This window comes from Bradyrhizobium betae, from assembly GCF_008932115.1.
Lineage (GTDB): Bacteria > Pseudomonadota > Alphaproteobacteria > Rhizobiales > Xanthobacteraceae > Bradyrhizobium > Bradyrhizobium betae.
Genome location: NZ_CP044543.1, coordinates 949513 through 971268 on the forward strand (window position 1 = coordinate 949513; position 21756 = coordinate 971268).

A 21756-nucleotide genomic window follows, 5' to 3' on the forward strand; every position below is an offset into this window, starting at 1 on the left:
CCGTTTGGGAGCCCTTGGCCGTATGACCTCCGTGACTGACGACCTGCCGCTGGCGGCCGATTTTCCCAAGGCGACCGTCGAAGACTGGCGCAAGCTGGTCGATGGCGTGCTGAAGGGCGCGCCGTTCGAGAAGCTGGTCGGCAAGACCTATGACGGGCTGAAGATCGATCCGCTCTATCCGCGTGCCAAGGGCGTTGCGCCGGTGGCCGGACGGGCTGCGGCTGCGCCGTGGCAGATCATGCAGCGGATCGACCATCCCGATGCGATGGCGGCGAATGCACAGGCGTTGCAGGATCTGGAGAACGGCGCGACGGGACTTGCGCTGGTGTTCGCCGGCGCGAACGGCGCCCGCGGTTTCGGCCTGGAACCGACGGCGGATGCAGTCGCGAAGGTCTTGAAGGACATTCATCTCGACGCCGGTATCGGCATCGAGCTCGATATCGGACCGCAGTCGCGGATGGCCGCGATCCATGTTGCGGAATATGTGAAGAGCAAGGGCCTCGATCCCGCCGCCTGCAACATCCGCTTCGGGCTCGATCCGCTCGCGGCCGGTGCAGTGTGGGGCCACAGCCCTTATAGCTGGGACGAAATCGTTCCCCCCATCACCGGTGCGATCAAGGGCCTCGCCGCGCTCGGCTTCAAGGGACCGTTTGCCTCCGCCGACGGCCGCGTGATCCACGATGCCGGCGGCTCCGAGGTGCAGGAGCTTGCCTTCGTGCTCGCCTGCGGTGTCGCCTATCTGCGCGCGATCGAAAGCGCGGGCGTTCCGCTGGAGCAGGCACAGGGCATGGTCTATGCGCGCCTCGCCGCGGATGCCGACCAGTTCCTGACCATGGCGAAATTCCGCGCGCTGCGGCTGCTGTGGGCGCGGATCGAGACGGCGTGTGGGCTCACGCCAAAACCGCTGTTCATTGCCGCCGACACGGCGTGGCGCATGCTGACGCAGCGCGACCCTTACGTGAACATGTTGCGCGCGACCATCGCGACATTCGCGGCGGGCCTTGCCGGCGCCAATGCGATCACCGTGCTGCCGCATACGCTCGCACTCGGCCTGCCCGATCCGTTCGCGCGGCGGGTGGCCCGCAACACCCAGCTTCTGCTGCTGGAGGAGAGCAACCTTGCCAAGGTCAGCGATCCCGCGGCCGGCGCCGGCGGCATCGAGACGCTGACCGCGCAGCTCTGTGAGGCCGCCTGGACGCTGTTCCAGGACAGCGAGAAAGCCGGCGGCGCCTTCGCCGCGCTTGCGCAAGGCGTGTTCCAGAGCAAGGTCGCGGCCACACGAAAAGCGCGTGACGCCAACATCGCAAAGCGCCGCGATGTGCTCACCGGCGCCAGCGAGTTTCCGAACCTGCATGAGCGCGAGACGGCGGTGCTGACGGCCACACCGGTCGCGCTCGCACCTTACGGCGAGCAGAAGTACAAGTTCGATCCGCTGCCGCCGATCCGGCTGGCGCAGCCGTTCGAGGCGCTGCGCGACAAGTCGGATGCAGCGTTGAAGGCGCGTGGCACGCGGCCGAAAGTGTTTCTGGCCAATCTCGGCACGCCCGCCGATTTCACGGCGCGCGCGACCTTTGCAAAAAGCTTCTTCGAGTCCGGCGGCATCCAGGCCGTCGACAGCGAGGGTTTTGCCGATCCGGCCAAGCTGGCGGCAGCGTTCAAGGCCTCGGGCGCGGAGCTTGCCTGCATTTGTTCCAGCGACAAGGTCTACGCGGAACACGCAGAAGCCGCGGCGAAGGCCCTGCAAACCGAAGGCGGCCAACATATCTATCTGGCAGGCCGCCCCGCGGAGGCCGAGGCGGCGCTGCGTGCGGCCGGCGTCACGGGCTTCGTCTTTGCCGGCGGCGATGCGCTTGCGACGCTGCAGGACGCCTATCGGCGAATGGAGCAGGCATGACCGTGGCCAGCAAACCCGTTCTCACCGGCGGCTGCCAGTGCGGCGCGGTGCGCTTTGCGCTGACGGCAGCACCGGAGAAGGTTTCGATCTGCCATTGCCGGATGTGCCAGAAGGCCAGCGGCGCGCCGTTCGCCTCCTTAGCTGACATCAACCGGACCGACTTCGCCTGGACCAAGGGGCAGCCGTCGTTCTTCCGCTCCTCCTCGATCGCCGATCGCGGCTATTGCGCGGCGTGCGGCACGCCCTTGAGTTTCGGCCGCATCGACGGCGAGCGGATCGAGATCATGACCGGCGCCTTCGACCGCCCGGACCGGCTGGTGCCGACCCGGCAATACGGAACCGAATCCCGGCTCGGCTGGGTGGTCGGAATCTCCAATCTGCCGAGCCAGACCACGCAACAGAATTACGGGCCGGAAAAGATGGCGACCATCGTCAGCCATCAGCATCCGGACCATGATTGAAGCGCCTATGATATGGTTGAAACCATGAGCCGCATTCCTGACTTCGCTGACATCGCCTTCGAACGGATCGCAACCGCGTCTCCTACGGGCAGCGCCGAGCCGTGGCTGACGCCCGAGGGCATCCTGGTGAAGCCTGCCTATGGCGAGGCTGATCTGGCCGGGCTCGATTTCCTCGAGACCTATCCGGGCATCGCGCCCTTCCTGCGCGGCCCCTACCCGACCATGTATGTCAACCAGCCCTGGACCGTCCGGCAATATGCCGGCTTCTCCACGGCGGAGGATTCCAACGCCTTCTACCGCCGCAATTTGGCTGCCGGTCAGAAGGGCCTTTCGGTCGCCTTCGACCTTGCCACCCATCGCGGCTATGACTCTGACCATCCGCGCGTCGGCGGCGACGTCGGCATGGCCGGTGTTGCCATCGATTCCATCTACGACATGCGCACGCTGTTCGCGGGGATTCCGCTCGACCAGATGAGCGTGTCCATGACCATGAACGGCGCGGTGCTGCCGATCCTGGCGCTCTATGTTGCCGCGGCGGGCGAGCAGGGCGTGCCGCCGGAAAAGCTGTCGGGGACGATTCAGAACGACATTCTGAAAGAGTTCATGGTGCGCAACACCTATATCTATCCGCCCGCCCCCTCGATGCGGATCATCTCGGACATCTTCGCCTACACCTCGCAGAAGATGCCGAAGTACAACTCTATTTCCATCTCCGGCTATCACATGCAGGAGGCCGGCGCGACGCAGGACCTCGAGCTCGCCTATACGCTCGCCGACGGCGTCGAATATCTCCGTGCCGGCATTGCGGCGGGTCTCGACGTCGACCGCTTCGCACCGCGGCTGTCGTTCTTCTGGGCGATCGGCATGAACTTCTTCATGGAAGTTGCCAAGCTGCGCGCCGCGCGCCTGTTGTGGGCGAAGCTGCTGAAGCCGTTCAATCCGAAGGACCCACGCTCGCTGTCGCTGCGCACGCATAGCCAGACCTCGGGCTGGTCGCTGACCGCGCAGGACGTCTTCAACAACGTGATGCGCACGACGGTCGAGGCGATGGCGGCAACGCAAGGCCATACCCAGTCGCTGCACACCAATGCGCTCGACGAAGCGCTGGCGCTGCCGACCGATTTCTCGGCGCGCATCGCCCGCAACACCCAGCTTTTCCTGCAGCAGGAGAGCGGCACCACCCGCATCATCGATCCGTGGGGCGGCTCGTATTATGTCGAGCGCCTGACGCGCGATCTCGCCGCCAAGGCGTGGGGCCACATCCAGGAGGTCGAGGAGCTCGGCGGCATGGCGAAGGCCATCGAGGCCGGCGTGCCGAAGCTGCGCATCGAGGAGGCCTCGGCCAAGACCCAAGCCCGCATCGATGCCGGCAAGCAGGCGGTGATCGGCGTCAACAAGTACAAGCCGACCGATGAGGCGCCGATCGATATCCTCAAGGTCGACAACACCAACGTCCGGCGCCTGCAGATCGACAAGCTGGCGCGGCTGAAGGCCGAACGCAGCCAGAAGGACGTCGACGCCGCGCTCGCCGCGCTGACGCGCTCGGCCGGCGAAGGCAACGGCAATCTGCTCGCGCTCGCGATCGACGCGGCACGGGCGAAGGCGACCGTCGGCGAGATTTCGGATGCGATGGAAAAGGTGTTCGGCCGGCACCGCGCCGAGATCAAATCCATCACCGGCGTCTACAAGCGGGAGGCGTCCAGCATGGGCAACCGTGTCGAGAAGGTTCAGGCGCTGATCGACGCCTTCGAGGAGGCCGAGGGCCGCCGTCCGCGCATCCTGGTCGCCAAGATCGGCCAGGACGGCCACGATCGCGGCCAGAAGGTGATCGCCTCAGCCTTCGCCGACATCGGCTTCGACGTCGACATCGGACCGCTGTTCGCGACCGCGGATGAAGCCGCGCGGCAGGCGGTCGAGAACGACGTCCACATCCTCGGTGTCTCCTCGCTCGCCGCCGCCCATCTCACCGCGGTACCTGAACTGAAGGCCGCGCTGAAGAAGCAGGGCCGCGACGACATCATGATCATCGTCGGCGGCGTGGTGCCTCCGCAGGATTACGATGCGCTCTACGCTGCCGGCGCCGAAGCGATCTTCCCGCCGGGAACCGTGATCGCGGACGCGGCCGAGGAGCTGATCCACAAGCTGAATGCCCGGCTCGGGCATAGCGAGGCGGCGGAGTAAGTCCGCCGCCGATCTCCGGATTACAAAGGATACGCGTCATGTTCTCCGCGCCAACATTCGTGCGTGCGCTGGCCATGGTCGTGGCTTGCATCGCATTCCAGGGTGCGACCCACGCCGCCGACCCCAAGCCCGACGCCGTCATCAAGACCAAGAGCATCGAGGCGCGGGTCTTCCTCGACGACAGGACCAAGGCCGATACGGCGCTGGCGGCGGACTGCCTGGCCGAGGGCAAGAAGTGGCTCGACAAGAACGCAGCCGAGGCCGCCGCCGCGCGCAAGCAGGATCCGCAGTTCTTCAAGGACGGCGGCTGGGATTTCGAGCGCAAATATGCGGTCCGCTCGGTGGTCGCCGACCGCTATGTCAGCGTGCTGCGCAACGACTACATGAACACCCGCGGGGCGCATCCCAATTCCGACGTGAACACGATCCTGTGGGACAAGGCCGAGAACAAGCGCATCTCGATCCGCCCGTTCTTCACCGAGACCGTCGACAAGGGCCCGACCATGAAGGCGATGGCGAAGGCCGCGATCGCCTCGCTGAAAATCGAGAAGAAGAAGCGCGATACCAGCGAGACCGCGACCGACGAATGGTTCAAGGGCGTGGCGCCGAGCCTGCTCAAGATCGGCGCGGTGTCGCTCGCGCCGTCGACCGAAGCGGGCAAGAGCTCCGGCCTCACCTTTCACTATCCGCCCTACGCAGTCGGCCCCTATGCCGAGGGCGAATATGTCGCATTCGTGCCGTGGGAAACGCTGAAGCCCTACCTCGCCCCAGAGGGCACACGCATCTTCGGCGGCGCGCGGCCGAAGGGGGACGTGGACGCGCCGCAGTGATCATGTCCTGAGCAGCAACAGGTTGCTCACAGCGCCGTGGTAGCGCTACCTTGCAGCGACCCGGCAAAGCCGACTAGAATGCCGCCATTGACAAGAGCGCCCGGTTTCACGGGCGCCGCTGGGAGGCATTGATGTCCAAGATTACGCGCCGCGTCTTTGCGGCCTCTTCCGTTGCGGCTGCAGCATCCGCCGCATTCGGCCTTACACCAGCGCGCGCACAGGCCTATCCGGCCCGGCCGGTCACCGTGATCGTGCCCTGGGGCGCGGGCGGCGGCACCGATGCGACCGCGCGCATCGTCGCAGCGCTGCTGGAAAAGGATCTCGGACAGCCCTTCAACGTGGTCAACCGCACCGGCGGCTCCGGCGTGGTCGGCCACACCGCGATCGCGAGCGCGCAGCCGGACGGCTACACCATCGGCATGCTCACCGTCGAAATCTCGATGATGCACTGGCAGGGCCTCACCGAGCTGACGCCGAGGAGCTATACCCCGCTGGCGCTGATGAACGAGGACCCGCCGGGCATCCAGGTCTCCTCCTCCTCGCCCTACAAGACGGTGAAGGAGCTCGCCGACGCCATCAAGGCCGCGCCTCCCGGCAAGTTCAAGGCCTCCGGCACCGGCCAGGGCGGCATCTGGCATCTGGCATTGGTCGGCTGGATGCAGGCGATGGGCCTGCCGGCCAATCAGGTTGCCTGGGTACCGTCGAACGGCGCGGCGCCCGCGATGCAGGATCTCGCCGCCGGCGGCCTCGACCTCACCACCTGCTCGGTGCCGGAAGCGCGTGCGATCATCGAGGCCGGCAAAGCCAGGAGCCTTGCGATCATGGCGCCGGCACGCAACCCGATCTTCAAGGACGTGCCGACGCTGAAGGAGGCGATGGGCATCGATTACGCGACCGGCGCCTGGCGCGGCATCGGCGCGCCCAAAAACCTGCCGCCGGAGCTCGCAACGAAGCTCACCGCGGCGCTGAAGAAAGTCTACGACTCCGCCGAGTTCAAGGACTTCATGAGCAATCGCGGCTTCGGCACGGTGTGGGGCGACGGCAGCCAGTTCGGCAGCTTCATGGACAAGGGCGACGCCCAGATGGGCGAAGCGATGAAGGCCGCGGGCCTGAGCAAGGCGTGATCTGCACCTGCGACGCGCTGATCGCCTCTCCCCGCTTGCGGCGAGAGGCCGGAATTCGCGCGAAGCGCGGATTCCGGGTGAGGGGGACTCTCCGCGAGTCCAACTCTCACCGCCCTCGCGGAGAGTCCCCCTCACCCCGACCCTCTCCCCGCAAGCGGGGCGAGGGAGATCTTCTCTCATAGGACTTTTCCCATGCGTCTTCCCGACTCCGTCACGGGATCGTTTCTCGTCGCGCTCGGTGCGGCTTCTGCCTATGGCGGCTACATCCTGCCGCCGGTGCCGGGGCAGCCGGTCGGCCCCAACGTGTTTCCGCTGGTGATCGGTATCGGGCTCGCGCTGTGCGGGCTCGCGATCGTATTCGGCATCGGCCACACCTTCGAGGAGGAGGAAGAGCTGATCCCGCTGGAGGACGGCCAGACTGCCGCGGCCCCGCCGCCGCAAAGCAAACTCTACGGCCTGCGCGCGCTGCTGCCGCCGGCGCTGCTGCTGTTCTACGTGATCGCGGCCGACCGGCTCGGATTCATCATCACCGCTGCGCTCATGGTCTATGTGACCTCGACGGCGCTGGGGGCGAAGTGGAAGCTGGCGCTGCCGCTCGCGGCGCTCTCCCCGTTCGCCATCCACCTCATCTTCGGCAAGCTCCTGCGCGTGCCGCTTCCCGCCGGCCTGCTGCCGACGCCCTGGTGACCCCATGCTGAAGACCCTCATCGAAGCGTTTGCGCTGATCTCCACCTGGGAGGTCATCATCGCGATGTTCGCAGCCTCCGTGTACGGGCTCGTGATCGGTTCGCTGCCCGGCCTGTCGGCGACGATGGCGACCGCCCTGCTCGTCCCCGTCACCTTCTATCTGTCGCCGATCGCGGCGATCGCGACCATCGTCGCGGCGTCCTCGATGGCGATCTTCTCCGGCGACATCCCCGGCGCGCTGCTGCGCATCCCCGGCACGCCCGCCTCCGCCGCCTATGCTGACGAGGCCTACGCCATGACCCGCAAGGGCCAGGCCGAGCTGGCGCTCGGCGCCGGCGTCTGGTTCTCCGCCGTCGGCGGCATCGCCGGCGTGCTGTCGCTGATGATTCTGGCGCCGCCGCTCGCCGAGGTCGCGCTGTCGTTCTCGACCTTCGAATATTTCTGGCTGGCGCTGCTGGGCCTGATGTGCGCGACGCTGGTGGCGCGCTCCTCGCCGGTGAAGGCGATCGCCGGCATGTTCCTCGGCCTCCTGGTGTCCTGCATCGGCATCGAGAATCCCGGCGGCGTGCCGCGCTTCACCTTCGGCCTCACCGATCTGTTCGGCGGCATCGAGCCGATCCCGGCGCTGGTCGGCGTGTTCGCGGTGGCGCAGGTGATGCGCGCGATGCTGACGCCCGAACCGCCGCCGCTGCCGCGACGAAAGTTCGGAAGCATCATGGCCGGCCAGTGGAAGCTGACCAAGAAGTACCATTGGCAGATGACGCGCGGGAACATCGTCGGCATCATCATCGGCGTGCTGCCCGGCGCCGGCGCCGACATGGCCGCCTGGGTCTCCTACGCGATGTCGAAGCGCTTCTCCAAGGAGCCGGAGAAGTTCGGCACCGGCCATGTCGAGGGCCTGGTCGAGGCCGGCGCCAGCAACAATGCCAGCATCGCCTCGGGCTGGGTGCCTTCGCTGCTGTTCGGCATTCCCGGCGACACCATCGCCGCGATCGCGATCGGCGTACTCTACATGAAGGGGCTCAATCCCGGCCCGACGCTGTTCACCGAGAAGGCGTCGAGCATGTATGCGATCTACCTGATGTTCATCATCGCGAACATCCTGATGATCCCGCTCGGCATCGCCATGATCCGGGTCGCCGCCTACATCCTGCTGGCACCGCGCTCCACGGTGATGCCGATCATCATGCTGTGCTGCGCGGTCGGCTCGTTCGCGATCGGCAACAACATGTTCGGCGTCGTCACCGTCGCGGCCTTCGGCGTGATCGGCTACGTGATGGAGGCGAACGGCTATCCCGTCGCTGCGATGGTGCTCGGAATCGTCATGGGCACCATGGTCGAGCAGGCTTTCGTGACGTCGCTGATCAAGTCCGACGGCAGCATCCTGCCGTTCTTCGAGCGCCCGGTCGCCGCCATCCTCGCCGCCATGGCGATCGGCGCCCTGCTGTGGCCGGTGATGGTGTGGGTCTGGCGCAAGGTGAAACCGGTGCGGACGGCGGTGGCAACAAGCAGGTGATACCGGGCGAGTGGCCCTCGCCAGCCTGGCCGGGGCGACCGGACCGCCTCGGCCATGCTGGGCCGGGCGGCCGCCCTGTGCTAGGGTCCGGTCATGACCGAGGTGGCAGATATTCCACTCCAGACAATCGTCGGGAAGCTCAAGGAGCTTGCGCCCGCCTTGAAAGCTGCTGGCATCAATCGCCTGTTCCTGTTTGGGTCCCGCGCGCGCGGCGACGCGCGCCCTGACAGCGATCTCGATGTTCTGGTCGAGACGACTCCGCATGGGGAAGAGCCACGTTTTGATTACTTCAAGGCCGTGAGCCTGATCGAAGACCAAGTCGGCCTTCAGGCCCAGATATCGATGCGGGACCTGCTGAAGCCGCGCATCGCCGAGCGAATCGCAGATGATCTGGTCGAGGTATTCTGAATGCCGCCGACCCTGGAAGACCGACTGCGAGATATTCTGGAAGCCATCACGGACATCGAAAGTGTCGTGAAGGGCTTCACATTCGACAAATTCGTCTCTGAAAAGACTGCCCGGCTGGCAATCGAACGTCTTCTCGAGATCATCTGCGAGGCGTCGAGATCTATTCCAGATGACGTGAAACGAGCTGAGCCGGGAATCGACTGGCGAAAGATGATCGACTTCGGAAATCTGCTGCGTCACGCCTATCACATGACAAAAGCCGAGGTCGTTTGGGATATCATCCAAGTCCACCTTCCCCCGTTGAAATCCTGCGCTGAGAGACACATTCGCATGTCGAGCCGCTAGAGGCTGGACGCGAAGACAATGATGACCAACAGCAAATCCATCGACATCAAATCCCTCGCCCGCGATCTCCGTTCCGGCAGCCGCGCGGCCCTCGCTCGGGCCATCACGCTGGTCGAGAGCCGCCGTAGCGACCATCAGGCGCTGGCGCGCGAGCTGGTGCAGATGCTGCTGCCCGACACCGGCAAGGCATTTCGCGTCGGCATCACGGGATCGCCGGGGGTTGGCAAATCCACCACCATCGACGTCCTCGGCACCTATCTGATCGAACGGGGCAACAAGGTCGCCGTGCTCGCGGTCGATCCGTCCTCGGCGCGCAGCGGTGGCTCGATCCTGGGCGACAAGACGCGGATGGCGCGATTGTCGGCCTCCGACGACGCATTCATCCGCCCCTCGCCGTCTTCGGGCACGCTCGGCGGCGTCGCGGCCAAGACGCGCGAGGCGATGCTGCTCTGCGAGGCCGCCGGATTCGACGTCGTGCTGGTCGAGACCGTCGGCATCGGCCAGTCCGAGACGGCGGTCTGCGACATGACCGACTTCTTCCTCGCCCTGATGCTGCCGGGCGGCGGCGACGAGTTGCAGGGCATCAAGAAAGGCCTGGTCGAGCTCGCCGACATGATCGCCATCAACAAGGCCGACGGCGACAACCTCAAGCGCGCCAACGTCACCGCCGCCGACTATCGCGGCGCGCTGCATATTCTCAGCCCGAGGTCCGAGCACTGGCATCCGCCGGTCGAGACCTATTCGGCGTTGACCGGCAACGGCATCGCAAAAATCTGGCAGAAGGTTCTGGATCACCGCAAGGCGATGAACGCGTCCGGCGATTTCGCCGCGCGGCGACGCGAGCAGCAGGTGAAATGGATGTGGTCGATGCTGGAGCAGCGCATGCTGGCGCGGCTGCGGAGCGAGGCCTCGGTGCGGACGAAGGTCAAAAAGATCGAAGCCGAGGTCGCCGAAGGCCATCTAACACCGGCCATCGCCGCCGAGCAAATTCTGGAGTTGCTGCAATGAGCCAGAAGCTGCGCATTCTCCTGACCGGCTTCGGGCCGTTCCCCGGCGCGCCCTACAATCCGACCCAGCCGCTGGTCGCGCGGCTGGCGCAACTGCGCCGCCCCGCGCTCGACGACGTCGCGATCGCGAGCCATATCTTCCCGGTGACCTATGCCGCGGTGGACCGGCAATTGCCGGAGGTGCTCGCAAAGGAGAAGCCGGATGTGCTGCTGATGTTCGGCCTCGCCTCCCGCACGTCCTATTTGCGCGTCGAGACCCGCGCGCGCAACGCCGTCACCATGCTCTGGCCCGATGCCGCCAACACCCGCTCGAGCAAGCGCGGCATCGCCGGCCATGCGGACGCGATGACGTTCGGCCCGCACACGGCAAAACTGCTGCGCGCCGCGCGCCTCACCGGCATCGACGCGCGGTCCTCGCGCGATGCCGGCGCCTATCTCTGCAATTACCTGAGCTGGCGCGCGATCGGGAATGTCAGGGCCGGCGGGCCACAGCTTGCCGCGTTCATCCATATTCCGCTGCTCGCGCGCAGCGGCGCGGTGCGACGCAAGGGTGCGCCGCGGATCACGCTGGACGAGTTGGTGGATGCCGGCGAAGCGATGCTGATGGAGCTGGTGGGATTGGCGCGGAAGGCGCGCGCTTCGTAGGGTGGATTAGCGCAGCGTCATCCACCTCTTCTGCATCGGCAGGTTCCGTACTCGCGGTGACATGGTGGGTTAGCCCTACGGCGCCTCGCCTTGCGGTAAACATTTAACCCTACCGCGAATAATCCTGACGACCACAGCCGCCCTGCGCTACCTAATCCCCGCGGACACGTCCCGCGTCCGCGGAAGGACGCGTCATGGATCTCAACCGCCGTCATCTCATCGGAGCCTCGACCGCCGGCATCGCCGGTGCGCTCGCCATGCCGGCCGACGCCGCGCGGGCCGCGCCGCTGACGTCCCTGCTCGGCCGCGATGCGACCCAATATGGCGTGCGGCCCGGCAGCAGCGAGGACCAGACGCGCGCGCTGCAGCGCGCGATCGACGAAGCCGCGCGCGCGCAGGTGCCGCTGGCGTTGCCGCCCGGCATCTACCGCACCGGGCTGTTGCGGCTGCCGAATGGCGCGCAATTGATCGGCGTGCGCGGCGCGACGAAATTCGTCTTCACTGGCGGGGCCTCCGTGATCCAGAGCGACGGCTCGGACTCGATCGGCCTCACCGGCATCAGCTTCGACGGCGGCGGCATTGCGCTGCCGACGCGGCGCGGGCTGGTCCACGTGCTCGGCGGCCGCGACGTCCGCATCACCGATTGCGAGATCACCGGTTCCGGCGGCAGCGGCATCTGGCTCGAGCAGGTGTCCGGCGACATCTCCGGCAACATCCTTGCCAACATCGCGGTGACGGCCGTGGTCTCGTTCGACGCCAGGGGCCTCAGCGTCTCCCGCAACACCATCACCGGCACCAACGACAACGGCATCGAGATCCTGCGCACCGCGATCGGCGACGACGGCACGCTGGTTGCCGACAACCGCATCGAGGACATCAAGGCCGGCCCCGGCGGCTCGGGCCAGTATGGCAATGCCATCAACGCCTTTCGCGCCGGCAACGTGATCGTGCGCGACAATCGCATCAGGAACTGCGATTACTCGGCCGTGCGCGGCAACTCGGCCTCGAACATCCACATATCAGGCAACAGCGTCAGCGACGTGCGCGAGGTCGCGCTCTATTCGGAGTTCGCGTTCGAGGCTGCGGTGATCGCCAACAACATCGTGGACGGTGCTGCCGTCGGGGTCTCGGTCTGCAATTTCAACGAAGGCGGCCGCATCGCGGTGGTTCAGGGCAACATCATCCGCAATCTGATCCCGAAACGCCCGATCGGCACCGCGCCCGACGACGATGCCGGTGTCGGCATCTATATCGAGGCTGATTCATCGGTGACCGGCAACGTGATCGAGAACGCGCCGTCCTACGGCATCGTCGCCGGCTGGGGCAAATATCTGCGCGACGTCGCGATATCAGGCAACGTGATCCGCAAGGCGCTGGCCGGAATCGGCGTCTCCGTGGTGCCGGGCGCCGGCACCGCGCTCATCAACAACAACATGATCTCGGAAACCCCGCGCGGTGCCGTGGTCGGGCTCGATCACGCGCGCGCGGTGACCTCGGACCTGTCGGCGGACGGCGCGCAGCGGTTTGCGCAGGTCGTGGTCGGCGGGAACGCGGTACGGCGTTAGGTGCGCGGCAGGCAGACGGGCGGCTCATCCTCGAGGCTCTCCACGTGACGCGTTGCGTCACGTGTCTCGCACCTCAGGATGACGGGATGAGAAGCGGAGCTTGGCCGACGCCGCTTAGATCGAAGCAAGCTCGGCCACAGACTCGAACGTTGCTGAGTCAAACATTGACAACAAGCCCACTGCCGTCATCCTGAGGTGCGAGCCGTGCGGCGCGCAGCACTGCGCGGGGAGCCTCGAAGGATGAAGTCGTGGGCATCTATGTCTACATGCTGCGTTGCGCAGATGGTTCTTTCTACATTGGAAGCGCCACCGGCGAGGACACGTCGAAGAGGATCGACGAGCACAATGCCGGCGCCTATCCCGGATATACATATTCGCGGCGCCCGATCGTCCTGGTCTGGTCGGAGCATTTCGATCGCATTGCGGCCGAGCGGCAGCTCAAAGGATGGAGCCGCGCCAAGAAGGAAGCGCTCATTCGTTCGGATTGGGCGTCTGTGAGCCAGCTTGCGCGGCGGCGCGCGGGAGCGCCTCGGCAAAAGAAGTAAGGGTTTGTCCGGGATGCGTCTGGGCCGCTCATCCTTCGAGGCTCCCCACGTGACGCGTTGCATCACATGTCTCGCACCTCAGGATGACGGGGTTGGAAGAGGGCACGGTTGGGTAGCGTTTACGTTAGAACGCGTTCCGTAGCAGCGGGTACTTCGCTTCCAGGCCGTCGAGGCTGAAGGTGAATTCGACGACGCGCTCGGGGGCCGTAACGATTTCGGCGGCCGGGGGGGCGAACTGGGGCAACAGCGACGCCATTGCGGCGGGCCTGGTGGACGGTGGCTTCACAGCCGGCGCGGTGAACGGCGCCATGGCAGCGTGTGCAGCGACTGGCGGCCTTACGAGGGGTGCGGTGAGCGGCGCCTTCGCAGCCGGTGCCTTGAGCGGTGCGACGGCATCAGGTGCCGTGAACAAGGCCACCGCGGCAGGAGCCGCAGGCGGCGTGATCGGGACAAGCGGGGCTTCGGTGATTTCGGCCAAGACGTCCGGCCTGGGATCGAGCCTGACCGGCACGGCGGTCTCGGGGGCGATGTGCACGACCTTCGGCTGCATGGTCTGCGCGGGCTGCTCGCGCGGCGCCGTGCGGGGCATTGCCGCCGGCGACCAGCCAAAGGCGGGCGTAACCCGCGCAGCTGCCGCAGCGACGTCGTCGCCGGTGACGAGCGCGCGCCAGGCCTGGACGGCACGCTTGGCTTCCTGGATGTTTTCGAGGAATGCGATCTCGGAGTGATAGCGGCGCCAGCGTCCCGTCTCGAACATTTCGGAGAGATGCTCCAGCCGCTGCTCGGCGAGAGCGCACCAGCGTGCTGCAACTTCACGGCTGACTGCCGCGGCACGAACAGACCCGCTAATAGACTCTTGGCGATGTGTCATGAACCAGCCCGTCGAGAAAAAAATACGGACGCGACGCAACGCAAACGAATCAATTTAGACGCGACATGAATATTTTGTGGAAAAGTTTTGACTTGTCCAGCAACGACAAGGCGTTCGCCCGGAAACACCGTAGTCGTGCGGAGATTTGCTGTGTTTTCGAGTCAAGCTTCGCGCAAGCATGGCGGACGTGCGGCATTCCGCCCGAGCGGTTGCGATGAACGCGGGCGCGATCTTTCAACCGGAAGCTGAACGATCGGCAGGCTTCAAAGAAACAGACGCCCCAAAAGAAAAGACCCGTCCGGGGGGACAACCGGACGGGTCGAGCCATATGGGCGCTTGGGGTGGATGGGCGCTCGCGCCTAATATGACTGATGGGGAGGGATGACCGCTCCCACATAATTTGGTCGTGGCAGCGGGCAGGACGTTCAATGCGGCGTTCGATTTTTTAACCTTCGCAGCGCGCGCAATCTTGTCGCAGCCGCTATCGCGTCGCCGACCTATCCGCCTGAGAAACCGTGGGTTTATCGTCCGCGCTCGACAACGAGGGTTGCTCGATGGCGCGAACGCCGGGCTCGTCGCGACGCTTCTCGGCATCTTCACGTTTTGTTGTACCGGAGGCCGCCGCGACCGGCGTCGCACTGTCGGCGGGAACAGCCATGACCGCGGCAAAAGCATCGGCCTCGCCGTCGCCGAACAGATCATCACGCCCGGGAGAACCGAGGTCGCGCGCGGTCTTCGCCAGCGTCATGCGCAGCGCCTCCGGCTTCAGCGCGTAATTGCGCTCGAGCAGCAGCGCGGCAACGCCGGAGACATAGGCCGCCGAGAACGAGGTTCCCGAGGTCATCTGGTACTTGCCGTCGGGCGCCGGCAGGAAGATGTCGACGCCGGGCGCCGCCAGCGCGATGTAATTGCCGCGGTTGGACGCCGTGAAAAGCTTGTCCTGCTGGTCGGTCGCGCTGACCGCGATCACGTTGGGATTGGCGGCGGGATAGAGCGGCGGCGATTTGGCGCCTGCGTTGCCCGCCGCCGCGATCAGCACGAGCCCGCGCCCGGCGGTCGCGGCGATGGCACGCTCGATCACCGCATCCTTGGGGCCCGCAAAGCTCATATTGACGATCTGCGCGCCGTGCTCGGCGGCGTAGTTGAGCGAGCGCAGGATGACGTAGGACGAGCTCTGGGCCCCGCCCGTGGTGCCGCCGAAGGCGCGGATGGCGATGATGCGCGCCTCGGGCGCGCTGCCCATCAGCTTGGCATGCGCCACGATGGCCCCGGCGATGCCGGTGCCGTGGACGTGCGGGCCCTCGGTGCTGCCGAGCGCATCGAAATTGTCGGCGATGGAATTGGCGAGCTCGGAATGCCTGGCATCGATGCCGGAATCGATCACGGCAACCGTCACGTTGGCGCCGTGCGCCAAAGTATGCGCCTGCGGCAGGCGAAGCTTGGCCAGCGCATATTGCGCGGGGTCGCCTTCGATCGGCACGGACGATTTCTGGTCCTGGAGCACATAACGGAAGTTCGGCTGGACCGAGCGCACGCTGCCGTCGGCGGCGAACTCGCGCCGCACCGTCTCGGACGGCCGGCCGTCGGTGATGCGGAACAGGCCGATGGTGGCCCCGATCAGCGGAAAATTCTCGGATGAGACGCGCGTCAGGCCGTGCCGGCGCGCCAGCTCGTCGGCCTCAGTCGGCGACAGCGCGCTGTCGATCTCGGCGACGAATTCGCCTGCGAAGGTCCGCAGGTTCACGGCAACCGGCGTGTTGTTGCGGCGGCCGTTGCCGGCGCTCTTCTTGCCGGACTTTCCGGTGCCGTCGCCATCTGCATCCGGCTGCGCCAGGCACTCGCCGGCGGCGTCTCGATAGGGCGCGGTGCAGGCCGGATAGAGGTTCGGCGAATAGCGCGCATAGGGCAGCACCGGCGTCGGGGCCATCCGCGCCGAGATCCGGGGCGTCGTGGCGGCGATGGTGGGCGGGCCACGGTCAACGGACACTGCTCTGGCGGCCACGCCTGGACTGGTGCGCGCAGCGATGCTGGGAGAAATGGTCGGCGTGCGTGTTGGGACGCTGATCGTGGGCGTGCGCATGATCGCCTGCGCCTGCGCGACCTCGACGCCAAGACAGGCAGCAAGCAGCAATCCAGCTCCGACCGACGAAGCGTAGGCCCCGGATCTTGCCCCACTCTCGGACTCGCGTGTCATCGGTTCAGCGCCGCCCTACGGCGACGCAACGGCGAGGTTGACGAACTTCTCGCGCGACATCTTGCCAAGCAGCGAGGTGAGTTCGTCCTGGCTCATCGCCCGGTCGAACTGGAGACGGAACATGCCGCCCTTGGCATCGCCGATGATCGAAGCCTGGTAGCTGTCGAGCAGCGCGGTGATGTCGCCGACGCGCGCCTCGGGCGTGAAGCGCACCAGCGCGCGCGCCGGTGCAGCGGCAGCCCCGAGCTCGCGCGTGATCGACGAGCTGGTCGAGAGCGAGGCGGTCTGGAAGGTCGCGGTCTGGGTCTTCATCAGCACCGCGCCGATGATGCCGGCCTGCAGCAGCAGCGCGATGGCACCCAGGCCCGCCGACCAGGCCAGCGCGCGCGGCGACAGGCTCGCAAAGAAGGTCGAGATACGCGCCGACAGCGGCAGCGACGTGATCGCCCGCGCCGGCTCGGCGTCGATCGCGGCGAACAGCTTCTGCATCGCGCGGGCCGACGGAGCCCCGAGGCTCTCGTTCAGATGGATGGTCTCTTCGTATTCGCCCCGGATCGCGGCATATTGCTTCGCAAGCGTCGGATCGCGCGCCAGCGCTTCCTCGACGCGGCGGGCGTCGCGCGCGTTCAGCGTGCCGGCTGCGTGCCAGGGCAGCAGCATCTCAATTTCACTGGGCTCTTGCTCCAGCATCTTCTTGCTCAATGCCATCATGGCCAGCCTCGCTCAACGCCGGCTGCCTTCAGCAGTTCGGCCAGTTTCTTGCGCGCATAGAAGAGGCGCGTCTTCACGGTGTTCTCCGGTATCCCGACGATTTCGGCCACCTCTTCCACGGATTTCTCGTGGTAGTAGACGAGATCGACGATTTCCCGATGGTCCGGCGAGAGGCCCGTCAGACACTCCCGCAACGCTTCACTCGTATCCTTTTTCTGCACCGCGATTTCCGGATCGTCGGACGAATCCTCGATCGCGTTGGCAGCCTCGTCGTCCAACCCAACGTCCTTCCTGCGCCGGAGCGCAGACAGGGCCTTGAATCGGGTGATTGCCAGCAGCCAGGTGGAAACGGCGGATCGGCCCTCGAACTTGCCGGCTTGACGCCAGACGTCCAGAAACACCTCGCTGATGAGGTCCTCCGCCGCCTGCTCGTCCCGCACGAGCCTCAGCCCGAACCGATACACCCTGACATGATGCCGCCCGTACAGCACCTGCATGGCGAGCCGGTCACCTTGAGCGATCCTGGCGATCAGGACCTCGTCCGAAGCCGCTTGTGTCACGCTCAATGCCCGTCTCGCAAAGTTGGTCGGGTCAGAGCGGCGGACGGTTCGACGGGAGGTACGAGATTCTTCAGCCTACCGCAGTCATACGGGGGCCCGTGTGATCTACCCCACATACGCGTATTTCTTTCGTCCCACCCGCGGGGGCTGGCTGCCTGGATCCAGATCGGTAACATAATACTGAAGCACTTTCCTGCGGAGTGCCCTCCGGGCACGGGCGGCGCGACCAAGTTCGGTTCAATAGCAGCCTTGCAGCACATATGTCTCACGAAGCCCCGCTTTGGCTCGACGGCATCGCAAACGATGCCTAATCGCCGACGAAATTCCCCTCCGCCGGTCAATGTCATCCTGTACTGCGCTACACGGTTCGGATTCGGCTTCAAAGGATACCAAACCTAAAGGCTTGCCACGTAGATTTTCGGGCTGACATCCACCACCGGCGAGACCATGAGCACGGCCGCGACGTCCCTTCCGGAGAGGAATGCCGCTGAGGTCGCGGATCTCGTGCTCGCGCCCGAGGTCGCCGCGCCCCTGGTGCTGGCACGCCGGACCCGGCAGCGCCGCCAGATGTATGTCGGCCAGGTCGTGAGCTACTCGCTCGGCGCCTTCGTCCTGCTGCTCTACGGCTTCGACGGCACCGTTCCGATGCACGTGGCGTCGCTGTTCTGGGTCGGCGGCCTCTCGATCATCGGCATCTTCGTCGTGATGTCGGAAGCCGGCGTCGGTGACAGGTCGACCGACCACTATCTCACGGTGTTCCAGATCTCCGCGCACATGGCGCTGCAGTTCGTCTTCCTGGTGTCGGTGCCGACGATCGGCATCTCCTTCATCAGCGTTCTGTTCCTGATCTTCGCGTTCGGCACGCTGCGCATGACCTCCGCCCAAGCCATGCTCACCTGGGCATTCGCAGCCACCGGCCTCGCTGCCGTCTTCCTCGCCTCCGACCTGCCGATCGGCATGCCCGTTGCGACGAGGCTCCAGCGGACCGCCTCGATGCTGTGCTTCGTGCTGGTGATCGGCCAATGCGCTTTCCTCGGCCTGTTCGGCGCCACGCTGCGCAAGATCCTGTACCAGCGCAGCATCGAGCTGAAAGCAGCCTACAAGCGCATCGAGGAGCTTGCCGAGCTCGACGAGCTCACGGGTTCCTATAACCGCCGCTGCATCATGCGCCTTCTCGACACAGAGATCGAGAAGTCACGGCAGGACTCCACACCTTGCGCGATCGCGCTGATCGACCTGGACTGGTTCAAGCGCATCAACGACGCCCACGGCCACCCGACCGGCGACGAAGTGCTGCGCACCTTTGCGATCACCATCTTCGCCAACATCCGCCCGACCGACAGCTTTGGCCGCTATGGCGGCGAGGAATTCCTGCTGCTGCTGCCGGACACCACGAGCGACGCCGCGCAACGCATGCTCGAGCGGCTCCGCGGGATCGTCGCCGATCTCGACTGGAGCGCATTTTCTCCGAGCATGCACGTCACCATTTCCGCCGGCGTCGCCACGCTACGCGACAATGATACTGCCGACACGTTTCTCGCGCGCGTCGACGGCGCGCTCTATTCCGCCAAGGCGCAAGGGCGCAACCGAATTGCAACGAGCTGACCTATTCATTTTCTTCCGGCGCGTCAGAAGCCGCTGCCGGATCGAACGTTCCAGGACAGGGCCATGAGATCCAGATCCGCCAAATCATCCAAGAACCTGCTGGAGGAATTGCAGGCAGCGCTCTCGCACGGCACCGTCGCACGCCGGGTCGAGACGTTGCGCCGCGTCACCGATCTCTTCATTGGCAACGCGGTAGATTATTCCGACGAGCACACCGGCGTGTTCGACGACGTATTTCACTGCCTGGTCGAGCAGATCGAGACGTCGGCCAGAGCGCTGCTCGCCGACCGTCTCGCGCCGATCGCAGCGGCGCCGCCGAAAATCATCCGCACGCTCGCGCTCGACGAGGTCATCGAAGTCGCCGGCCCCGTGCTGTCGACATCGGAACGGGTGGACGAGGCGACCCTGATGGAGATCGCGCGCACGCGCGGCCAGGCGCATCTCAAGGCGATCTCGCTGCGGCGAGTGCTGTCGGAAGCGCTGACCGACGTGCTGGTGACTCGCGGCAACGAAGACGTGGTGCAATCGACCGTCAGCAACCCGGGCGCACAGCTCTCCGAGGGAAGTCTCACCGATCTCGTCACACGCGCCGAACGCGACGACGACCTTGCCACCTGCATCGGCCTGCGGCCCTATTTGCCACGCCATCACTACCTGAAGCTGATTGCGAAGGCCTCCTTGAGCGTGCGCAGGAAGCTGGAGGCCGCGCATCCGGAGCTCGCTGACGAAGTTTCGAGCGCGGTCCAGCAGGCAGCCCAGCGCGTCCGCGCCGCCGCCATGACCCGGCAGACCGAAATGGCGCGCGCGCTGGTGAAATCGCTGCACGAGGACGGCCGTCTCGACGAATCGCAGGTCACGACCTTTGCGGAGCAGGGCAAGTTCGACGAGACCAATGCGGGGCTCGCCGCGCTCGCAGGCGTCGCGGTCGAGACCGCCGAGACCATGATGATCGAGAGCCGCACCGAGGGCGTGATGATCCTGGCCAAGGTCGCGGGCATGCAATGGTCGAGCGTGCGCGCGATCGTCGCCATGCGCGAGAAGCTCTCAGGCGGCTCGCAGACCGACATGCTGACGCTGCGCGATACCTACGAGGCCCTGCGCTCATCGACCGCGCAGCAGGTGCTGCGCTTCCACCGCATGCAGAGCACGACGTCGGCGGCCTGAGCCGCCGGGGCGACGTTCAGTAGCGCAGGACTTTCGAACCCACGAGCGCTCCCACCGCGGCCACGAGCGCGGTCGCAAGCGTGTACCAGGTCGCGACGAACAGCGGCGAGTCGTCGGTGCAGTGCGAGGCGTAGAGCGTCGCGGCGAGGCCGGCCGACACCAGGCCGGCGAGCGCACCGGCGAGCGCGGGGTGCGACGGCGCGCCGTGACGCAGGCCGAACAGCGCGCCGGCAAGCAGCGGCAGCGACATCGCCGGGATCGCAAGCAGGCAGACCCTGGAATTCTTGCCCATCAACCGCATCGTCATCGGCATCGCCGGCGCCATCATCGCCTCGCCGCCGATCGCGACCGCAAGCAGGCCGACGGGCAACAGCAGCAGCCAGCCCCAGCCGCGCATCAGGGCTTCGGGGCGCGACAGATGCAGGCTGACGATGATCGCGGGGATCGCGAGCGACAGCGTGACCGCGAACTTCATGTCGAAGAACGGATTATGCATCGCGCTCATCACGTCGGACCGAACGCCGAGGAACGTCGCGAAGATCAGGATAGACAAGGGCGCGGCCACCAGCAGCGCCATGGTCAGCATGGCGCCGACGCGCGGCGCGCGATGGGCGTTGTCGGCCGCGAGAGTGCGAATGAGTTGATCGGTATCCATGACTAGTGGTCCCGCAGTTTGGCGGTCAGCGCCGCAAGTCCGCGATGCAGTGCGACCCGCACCGCGCCTTCGCTCATCGAAAACTTCGCAGCCGTGTCCTTGATGGAGGCAGCCTCCACCGCGATCGACTGCAACACGTCGCGCTGGCGCTGCGGCAGCGTGCCGAGCTGCGTCGCGACCTCGGCCGCCGAGGCCGTCTCCTCCGGCATCTCGCCCGGCAGCGTCTCGGCGAAATCGTCGATGTCGACGAAGATCCGCCTGCCCCGCCGCCTCAGCGTATCGATCAGCTTGTTGCGGCCGATCGCGAACAGCCACGGCGCGAAGGGGGCTTCGCTGTCCCAGGTGTGCCGCTTCAGATGCACCGCCAACAGAATCTCCTGCACGATATCCTCGGCCTGGTCGGGAGGCTGCCCGGCCCGCGCCAGGCCCCGCCTCGCGGCAGCGCGCAGCACCGGCGTGACCGCCTTCAACAGGCGATGATAGGCCGCGTCATCGCCTGCCATGGCCGACCGCATCAGGTCGGTCCACTCGTCCTCACGTCCGCGCACGCGCGCCCCTCACCATGCAATTCGGCCGCTCTTTCAATTTGTTACGCTGGCGCACGCATTATCACGAACTCGTGATCAATGCGTGGCGCCTGCGTTCCGAGGCAGCCGCAAGACCCCCGACGGCTCATAACATCGATCGGCCTCGTCCGCACCCGGCGGCCGGCCGCGGGAGGCGGCTTGCCCCGTTTTCGCCAAGTGTAGCCCGAAGATTCCCATTTTTTGCCCCGGTGTCGTCATGCA

At 66.0% G+C, this 21756-nt stretch carries 21 protein-coding genes; 15 read left to right on the forward strand and 6 right to left on the reverse strand.

Translation table 11 applies throughout. The features are described from left to right. Positions 1 to 22 precede the first annotated feature (22 nt). From F8237_RS04755 to F8237_RS04815, 13 genes are all read left to right on the forward strand, one after another. Positions 23 to 1894: a methylmalonyl-CoA mutase family protein gene (locus F8237_RS04755; protein WP_151642636.1), complete on the forward strand. Its 1872-nt coding sequence runs from the start codon at positions 23 to 25 to the stop codon at positions 1892 to 1894. Next, positions 1891 to 2355, forward strand: a complete 465-nt coding sequence (locus tag F8237_RS04760) for a GFA family protein (protein WP_151642637.1) — start codon at positions 1891 to 1893, stop codon at positions 2353 to 2355. The genes F8237_RS04755 and F8237_RS04760 overlap by 4 nt, the downstream gene beginning before the upstream one ends. Before the next feature lie 24 nt (positions 2356 to 2379). Then, positions 2380 to 4536, forward strand: coding sequence for a methylmalonyl-CoA mutase (gene scpA / locus F8237_RS04765; protein WP_151642638.1), 2157 nt, complete (start codon positions 2380 to 2382; stop codon positions 4534 to 4536). Positions 4537 to 4610: 74 nt separating this feature from the next. Then, positions 4611 to 5366, forward strand: coding sequence for an RsiV family protein (locus tag F8237_RS04770; protein WP_151650457.1), 756 nt, complete (start codon positions 4611 to 4613; stop codon positions 5364 to 5366). Positions 5367 to 5497: 131 nt separating this feature from the next. Then, positions 5498 to 6490, forward strand: coding sequence for a tripartite tricarboxylate transporter substrate binding protein (locus F8237_RS04775; RefSeq protein ID WP_151642639.1), 993 nt, complete (start codon positions 5498 to 5500; stop codon positions 6488 to 6490). A 192-nt stretch (positions 6491 to 6682) separates the two neighbouring features. Beyond that, positions 6683 to 7177 carry a tripartite tricarboxylate transporter TctB family protein gene (locus F8237_RS04780; protein WP_151642640.1) on the forward strand — a complete coding sequence of 165 codons (495 nt, stop codon included), beginning with the start codon at positions 6683 to 6685 and terminating at the stop codon, positions 7175 to 7177. 4 nt (positions 7178 to 7181) lie between these two features. Beyond that, the gene (locus F8237_RS04785) at positions 7182 to 8693 is read left to right on the forward strand and encodes a tripartite tricarboxylate transporter permease (protein ID WP_151642641.1); all 1512 of its coding nucleotides are present in this window, start codon (positions 7182 to 7184) and stop codon (positions 8691 to 8693) included. Positions 8694 to 8786: 93 nt separating this feature from the next. Next, positions 8787 to 9101, forward strand: coding sequence for a nucleotidyltransferase family protein (locus F8237_RS04790; protein ID WP_151642642.1), 315 nt, complete (start codon positions 8787 to 8789; stop codon positions 9099 to 9101). Then, positions 9102 to 9446: a HepT-like ribonuclease domain-containing protein gene (locus F8237_RS04795; RefSeq protein WP_151642643.1), complete on the forward strand. Its 345-nt coding sequence runs from the start codon at positions 9102 to 9104 to the stop codon at positions 9444 to 9446. It begins immediately after the preceding gene. Between the two features lie 21 nt (positions 9447 to 9467). Continuing rightward, the gene (gene meaB / locus F8237_RS04800; protein WP_151650458.1) at positions 9468 to 10454 is read left to right on the forward strand and encodes a methylmalonyl Co-A mutase-associated GTPase MeaB; all 987 of its coding nucleotides are present in this window, start codon (positions 9468 to 9470) and stop codon (positions 10452 to 10454) included. Further along, positions 10451 to 11098 (forward strand): pyroglutamyl-peptidase I, encoded by a 648-nt coding sequence (locus F8237_RS04805; protein WP_151642644.1) that lies wholly within the window; start codon positions 10451 to 10453, stop codon positions 11096 to 11098. The genes meaB and F8237_RS04805 overlap by 4 nt, the downstream gene beginning before the upstream one ends. Before the next feature lie 194 nt (positions 11099 to 11292). Then, a complete protein-coding gene (locus F8237_RS04810) occupies positions 11293 to 12663 on the forward strand; it encodes a TIGR03808 family TAT-translocated repetitive protein (RefSeq protein ID WP_151642645.1) in 1371 nt (456 codons plus the stop codon). A gap of 248 nt (positions 12664 to 12911) precedes the next feature. Continuing rightward, entirely contained in the window at positions 12912 to 13208 is a 297-nt protein-coding gene (locus F8237_RS04815; protein WP_151642646.1) for a GIY-YIG nuclease family protein, read from the forward strand. A gap of 124 nt (positions 13209 to 13332) precedes the next feature. On the opposite strand, the gene F8237_RS04820 is transcribed toward F8237_RS04815, so the two are convergent. From F8237_RS04820 to F8237_RS04835, 4 genes are all read right to left on the reverse strand, one after another. Then, on the reverse strand, positions 13333 to 14079 hold the full coding sequence (locus F8237_RS04820; RefSeq protein ID WP_151642647.1) for a TIGR03809 family protein: 747 nt from the start codon (positions 14077 to 14079) through the stop codon (positions 13333 to 13335). A gap of 481 nt (positions 14080 to 14560) precedes the next feature. Further along, entirely contained in the window at positions 14561 to 16273 is a 1713-nt protein-coding gene (locus F8237_RS04825; protein ID WP_151642648.1) for a S8 family serine peptidase, read from the reverse strand. Between the two features lie 15 nt (positions 16274 to 16288). Then, positions 16289 to 16984: a hypothetical protein gene (locus tag F8237_RS04830; protein ID WP_151642649.1), complete on the reverse strand. Its 696-nt coding sequence runs from the start codon at positions 16982 to 16984 to the stop codon at positions 16289 to 16291. Next, positions 16981 to 17550: a sigma-70 family RNA polymerase sigma factor gene (locus F8237_RS04835; protein WP_008140099.1), complete on the reverse strand. Its 570-nt coding sequence runs from the start codon at positions 17548 to 17550 to the stop codon at positions 16981 to 16983. The genes F8237_RS04830 and F8237_RS04835 overlap by 4 nt, the downstream gene beginning before the upstream one ends. Positions 17551 to 17991: 441 nt before the next feature. Here F8237_RS04835 and F8237_RS04840 point away from each other — a divergent pair, with 441 nt between their 5' ends. After that, positions 17992 to 19149, forward strand: a complete 1158-nt coding sequence (locus F8237_RS04840) for a GGDEF domain-containing protein (RefSeq protein WP_151642650.1) — start codon at positions 17992 to 17994, stop codon at positions 19147 to 19149. 63 nt (positions 19150 to 19212) lie between these two features. Continuing rightward, positions 19213 to 20313: a DUF2336 domain-containing protein gene (locus F8237_RS04845; RefSeq protein ID WP_151642651.1), complete on the forward strand. Its 1101-nt coding sequence runs from the start codon at positions 19213 to 19215 to the stop codon at positions 20311 to 20313. A gap of 16 nt (positions 20314 to 20329) precedes the next feature. Here F8237_RS04845 and F8237_RS04850 read toward each other — a convergent pair whose 3' ends face one another. Further along, a complete protein-coding gene (locus F8237_RS04850) occupies positions 20330 to 20968 on the reverse strand; it encodes an NrsF family protein (RefSeq protein WP_151642652.1) in 639 nt (212 codons plus the stop codon). Positions 20969 to 20970: 2 nt separating this feature from the next. Next, on the reverse strand, positions 20971 to 21516 hold the full coding sequence (locus F8237_RS04855) for a sigma-70 family RNA polymerase sigma factor (protein ID WP_151642653.1): 546 nt from the start codon (positions 21514 to 21516) through the stop codon (positions 20971 to 20973). Positions 21517 to 21756 lie beyond the last annotated feature (240 nt).

What these genes read in the sequence shown, in the direction of transcription:
- F8237_RS04770 (WP_151650457.1), top strand. Translation starts at nt 4,611, where the DNA reads ATGGTCGTGGCTTGCATCGCATTCCAGGGTGCGACCCACGCCGCCGAC.
- F8237_RS04755 (WP_151642636.1), top strand. Translation starts at nt 23, where the DNA reads ATGACCTCCGTGACTGACGACCTGCCGCTGGCGGCCGATTTTCCCAAG.
- scpA (WP_151642638.1), top strand. Translation starts at nt 2,380, where the DNA reads ATGAGCCGCATTCCTGACTTCGCTGACATCGCCTTCGAACGGATCGCA.
- F8237_RS04795 (WP_151642643.1), top strand. Translation starts at nt 9,102, where the DNA reads ATGCCGCCGACCCTGGAAGACCGACTGCGAGATATTCTGGAAGCCATC.
- F8237_RS04825 (WP_151642648.1), bottom strand. Translation starts at nt 16,273, where the DNA reads ATGACACGCGAGTCCGAGAGTGGGGCAAGATCCGGGGCCTACGCTTCG.
- F8237_RS04850 (WP_151642652.1), bottom strand. Translation starts at nt 20,968, where the DNA reads ATGGATACCGATCAACTCATTCGCACTCTCGCGGCCGACAACGCCCAT.
- F8237_RS04805 (WP_151642644.1), top strand. Translation starts at nt 10,451, where the DNA reads ATGAGCCAGAAGCTGCGCATTCTCCTGACCGGCTTCGGGCCGTTCCCC.
- F8237_RS04830 (WP_151642649.1), bottom strand. Translation starts at nt 16,984, where the DNA reads ATGATGGCATTGAGCAAGAAGATGCTGGAGCAAGAGCCCAGTGAAATT.
- F8237_RS04820 (WP_151642647.1), bottom strand. Translation starts at nt 14,079, where the DNA reads ATGACACATCGCCAAGAGTCTATTAGCGGGTCTGTTCGTGCCGCGGCA.
- F8237_RS04810 (WP_151642645.1), top strand. Translation starts at nt 11,293, where the DNA reads ATGGATCTCAACCGCCGTCATCTCATCGGAGCCTCGACCGCCGGCATC.
- F8237_RS04780 (WP_151642640.1), top strand. Translation starts at nt 6,683, where the DNA reads ATGCGTCTTCCCGACTCCGTCACGGGATCGTTTCTCGTCGCGCTCGGT.
- F8237_RS04760 (WP_151642637.1), top strand. Translation starts at nt 1,891, where the DNA reads ATGACCGTGGCCAGCAAACCCGTTCTCACCGGCGGCTGCCAGTGCGGC.
- F8237_RS04775 (WP_151642639.1), top strand. Translation starts at nt 5,498, where the DNA reads ATGTCCAAGATTACGCGCCGCGTCTTTGCGGCCTCTTCCGTTGCGGCT.
- F8237_RS04790 (WP_151642642.1), top strand. Translation starts at nt 8,787, where the DNA reads ATGACCGAGGTGGCAGATATTCCACTCCAGACAATCGTCGGGAAGCTC.
- F8237_RS04840 (WP_151642650.1), top strand. Translation starts at nt 17,992, where the DNA reads ATGAGCACGGCCGCGACGTCCCTTCCGGAGAGGAATGCCGCTGAGGTC.
- F8237_RS04845 (WP_151642651.1), top strand. Translation starts at nt 19,213, where the DNA reads ATGAGATCCAGATCCGCCAAATCATCCAAGAACCTGCTGGAGGAATTG.
- F8237_RS04785 (WP_151642641.1), top strand. Translation starts at nt 7,182, where the DNA reads ATGCTGAAGACCCTCATCGAAGCGTTTGCGCTGATCTCCACCTGGGAG.
- meaB (WP_151650458.1), top strand. Translation starts at nt 9,468, where the DNA reads ATGACCAACAGCAAATCCATCGACATCAAATCCCTCGCCCGCGATCTC.